General features: G+C 41.3%; 2 protein-coding genes. Both read left to right on the top strand.

Features of this window, described 5'->3' with window-relative positions; translation table 11 throughout:
- Nucleotides 1-2,976 (top strand): VCBS repeat-containing protein (locus WBM98_RS18340; RefSeq protein WP_424367464.1); only part of this gene is annotated, 2,976 nt, incomplete at its 5' end.
- A partial coding sequence (locus WBM98_RS18335) for an FG-GAP repeat domain-containing protein (RefSeq protein ID WP_424367463.1) occupies nucleotides 2,973-4,554 on the top strand: 1,582 nt, incomplete at its 3' end. The genes WBM98_RS18340 and WBM98_RS18335, both read left to right, overlap by 4 nt.

Here is a 4,554-nt window from a genome sequence, read left to right as displayed (position 1 = left end):
AAAGCATGGTCTACAGGAGTCACAATGGCCGATATCAATGCGGATGGATACTTAGATATTTACGTTTGTAATTCTGGTGATATCGCAGGAGACAATAAACAGAATGAATTGTTCATCAATAACGGTCCTTCTGACGAATCAGGCCAAGTAACCTTTACTGAGGCAGCTGAAAAATATGGCCTTGACAATCAGGGTTTTTCAACACATGCCTCATTTTTTGATTATGATCGGGATGGTGATCTCGACGTTTACCTTTTGAACAATTCGTATCGGTCCATAGGAAGTTTCAATTTGCAGCGCAACGAACGCTTTGAGCGAGATGTGTTGGGAGGGGATAAACTATTACGAAATGATGGGGATATCTTTGTGGATGTGAGTGAACAAGCGGGCATTTATGGCAGTGTTATTGGCTTTGGATTAGGCGTTACCGTGGGTGACCTCAACAATGACGATTGGGAAGATATTTATGTCTCCAATGATTTTTTTGAACGCGACTATATTTACATCAACCAAAAAGATGGCACCTTTAAAGAATCCTTGACCGAACAAATACAGTCCTTAAGTGGCGCATCAATGGGGGCCGATGTGGCCGATATCAACAATGATGGACAAATTGACCTTTTCGTTACCGAAATGCTTCCATCGGAGTACGATAGACTTAAGACCGTTACCACGTTTGAGGATTGGAACAAATACCAACATAATCTCAAAAACGGCTATTACCACCAATTTACCAGGAATGTTTTACAATTGAACAATGGAAATTCCACCTTTAGTGAAATAGGAAGGTTTAGTGGTGTAGAAGCTTCCGATTGGAGTTGGGGTGCCTTGTTCTTTGATATGAACAATGATGGCCTTAAGGATCTGTTCATTGCCAATGGTATTTATAAGGATTTAACGAATCAGGATTACCTACAATATATCTCGAGCGATGCGGCCATCCAATCGATCGTATCGGGTAATCAAGTTGATTACGATAAATTGATTGATATCATTCCCTCGAACAAAGTACGTAACCACGCCTATATGAATATGGGCGACCTCAAATTCAACCGAAAATGGAACTCTGGGTTAGACACCCCTAGTTTCTCAAACGGGTCTGCCTATGGCGACCTCGATAACGATGGGGATTATGACTTGGTGGTGAACAATGTGAATATGGCTGCCTTTGTATATCGCAACAATACCGATTCTGTTTTAGGCAACCACTATCTTAAATTGGTACTTCAGGGGCAAGGAAAGAATACCAATGCCATCGGTGCAAAAATAAAAATTGAGACCAAGAAACAGTCGTTATACCAAGAAGTACAGCCCATACGAGGCTTTCAATCGAGCATGGACCTGCGACCTAATTTCGGTCTATCAGACAGTGATTCCGTCAATGTGCAAGTTATATGGCCCTCTGGGAAGATCACACGCCTTGAGAATGTAAAAGCCGATCAAATGCTACGGCTAAATGAAATGGACGGTGTTGATATTATCAAAACCACAGAAACCTTAGCTCCAAATCTTTTTACAAGAAGCAACTTGAATGTCCCTTTCAAGCACATAGAAAATCGATTTGTTGATTTTGACCGAGATCGTTTATTACCGCACATGCTTAGCACAGAGGGCCCGAAGATGTCGATGGCCGACGTGAACAATGATGGTCTTGAAGACCTTTTCATTGGTGGTTCTAAAGGCGAGGCTTCAACGTTATTGCTAGGGAAAACCAAAGGGTTTACAAAAAGTGTCATCCCTGATTTTGAAAAAAACAGCAATTCAGAAGATGCTGGCAGCCTATTTTTTGATGCCGATGGTGACGGTGACCAGGATCTGTATGTATGCAGTGGTGGGGTTGAATTTTCCCAATTTTCAAGCTACCTGAAAGACCGTCTATATTTTAATGATGGCCAAGGCAATTTTGCCCTGTCATCCCAACTATTACCTTCGACCAACGGAAATCATAGTACTGCCACGGTAATAGCCGAAGATATCGATGAAGATGGAGATTTGGATCTATTCGTTGGAGAGCGCAGTATTCCCACACAATACGGCATGCCGGGTTCTGGCTTCATATTACAGAACGACGGCAAAGGCAATTTCTTGGATATTACCGAAAAAGTGGCCCCTGGTCTTATAAATTTGGGAATGATCACCGATGCCCGATTTTTGGATCTCGATGCTGATGGTAAAAACGAATTGGTACTTCTGGGTGAATTTATGGGCATTGAGATTTTTAAGAATCAGGATGGCAACTTTGCGAAGGCCACTAAAGACAGCTTATCGGCCTTAAAAGGATGGTGGAAAGTGATACACCCCGTGGACATTGATAATGACGGTGACCTAGACCTGGTGCTAGGCAACCATGGAGAGAATTCGCGGTTCAGGGCAAGTGTCGAAAGACCGATAAGTCTCTATGTTAAGGATTTCGACCAAAACGGATTTATAGATCCCATAATGACCTTTACGGCTGAAAATGGCAAACAATATCCGTACAATCTGAGACATAATCTGATAGAACAACTGAAGGACCTTAAAAAAAAGTTTCCCGATTTTGAGTCGTTCAAGGATGCAGACATCAATAAAATATTTACGGAAGCGGAATTGGAGGGAGCTCAAAAATTACAGGTCACGACACTTTCCTCTATCATTCTGATCAATGAAGGCAATCTTGATTTCAAAATAGTAAAACTACCTATTGAGGCACAGTTCTCCCCTATTTATGCGATTGCTTCAGGGGATTTTGACCAAGATGGCGACCAGGATCTTGTTATGGGTGGAAACCTCTATAACACGAAACCCGAAGTCGGACGATATGACGCCTCATATGGCATTTATTTGGAAAATATCGATGGTTCAAGTTTCAAATTCCGAAATGGGGGTGCAGGTTTTTCCCTTTTAGGTGAAATACGCGATATAAAAGTAAGTAAACAGGGATTGATAGTTTCTAGAAACAGCGATTCCCTAGCAATATTCAATTACAAAATTAAATGAGATATCTCAAAGGCTTAGTAGTACTGTTGGCAATTTCAATCATTGGTTGTTCTGAAAAGAAAGACGCGGTCACCGAAAAATCGGCTATTTATTTTAATTCCATCTCCCCTGAAAAAAGTGGTTTGGATTTTTCGAATACCCTGCATCCAAAAAACGATTTGAACATTATAGAATATCTCTATTATTACAATGGCGGGGGCGTAGCCGTCGGCGACATCAACAATGATGGCTTAGACGATGTATATTTTACCGCGAACCAATCTCCCGATCGGCTCTATTTGAATCTTGGAGGACTCAAGTTCAAGGATATAACCGAGTCAGCTGGCCTGGCCATAGACTCGACTTGGTCTTCCGGGGTAACCATGGAAGATGTGAACAACGATGGATTCCTCGATATACATGTTTCCAAGGTAGGGAACTACAAAGGCTTAAAAGCGCATAACCTACTTTATCTGAACAAGGGCAATGAAACCTTTGAAGAGGTATCAGAAGCGGTTGGACTTGCTTTTTCGGGATTTTCAACCCAAGCTGCCTTTATGGACTATGACAAAGATGGGGATATGGATATGTATCTTATGAACTGTTCAATACATACACCAAGAAGCTATGGTAGGGTAGACAAAAGAAAGGAAAAAGATTCGCTGGCCGGTGACCGCTTTTATGAAAACAAACTTGAAGAAGGCACACTTTCCTTTAAGAATGTTACAGAGGCATCCGGCATCTATAGCAGTCCCTTGGGTTATGGTTTGGCCTTGGTTACCTCAGACATGAATCAAGATGGATTGTTGGATATATATGTCGGCAATGATTTCCATGAAAATGATTACCTGTATATCAATCAAGGGGATAAGACCTTTAAGGAAGTAGGTGCTGATTGGTTAAACCATACGACCCGCTTTACGATGGGTGCCGATATTGGCGATTTGAACAATGATGGCCTTCAGGATGTATTTAGCTTGGATATGATGCCCTTTGATCATGAGGTATTTATGAAATCGGGTGGTGAGGATTCTGATAAAGTAGACCAAATCAAAGAAAATTTTGGATATGGCAAACAATATGCCCGTAACAATTTTCAACTCAATACGGGCCAAGGTACTTTCTCCGATATTGCGCCAATGACCAATACCCATGCCACCGATTGGAGCTGGTCGGTATTGATAGAGGATTACGACAACGATGGTATGAACGATCTTTATATTACCAATGGCATTTATAAAAGGCCTAACGACCTCGATTACATCAATTTCCTCAGTACGACCAATTTTAGTGATTACAGTCAAAATCAGGCGAATGAGATCGAAAGAAAATTAATCGACCAAATGCCGACCCTGAAGCTTTCAAATGTCATTTTTAAAAATAAAGGCGATTTTGAATTTGATCGATTGACCACCGAAGCTGGCTTAACACCTTCCTTTTCAAATGGATCCGCCTACAGCGATTTGGACCTCGATGGGGATTTGGATGTTGTGGTGAACAACATCAATGACAAAGCATTTCTATTAGAGAATAAAAGTAACGTTGAGGGCCAGCATAACTATATTGCTTTTGACCTAAAGGATAGTTCGAAAAGTACCA

This window comes from Maribacter sp. (genome assembly GCF_049667165.1).
In the GTDB taxonomy this organism is placed as follows: Bacteria; Bacteroidota; Bacteroidia; order Flavobacteriales; family Flavobacteriaceae; genus Maribacter_A.
This window is presented reverse-complemented; position numbering and strand designations above follow the sequence as displayed.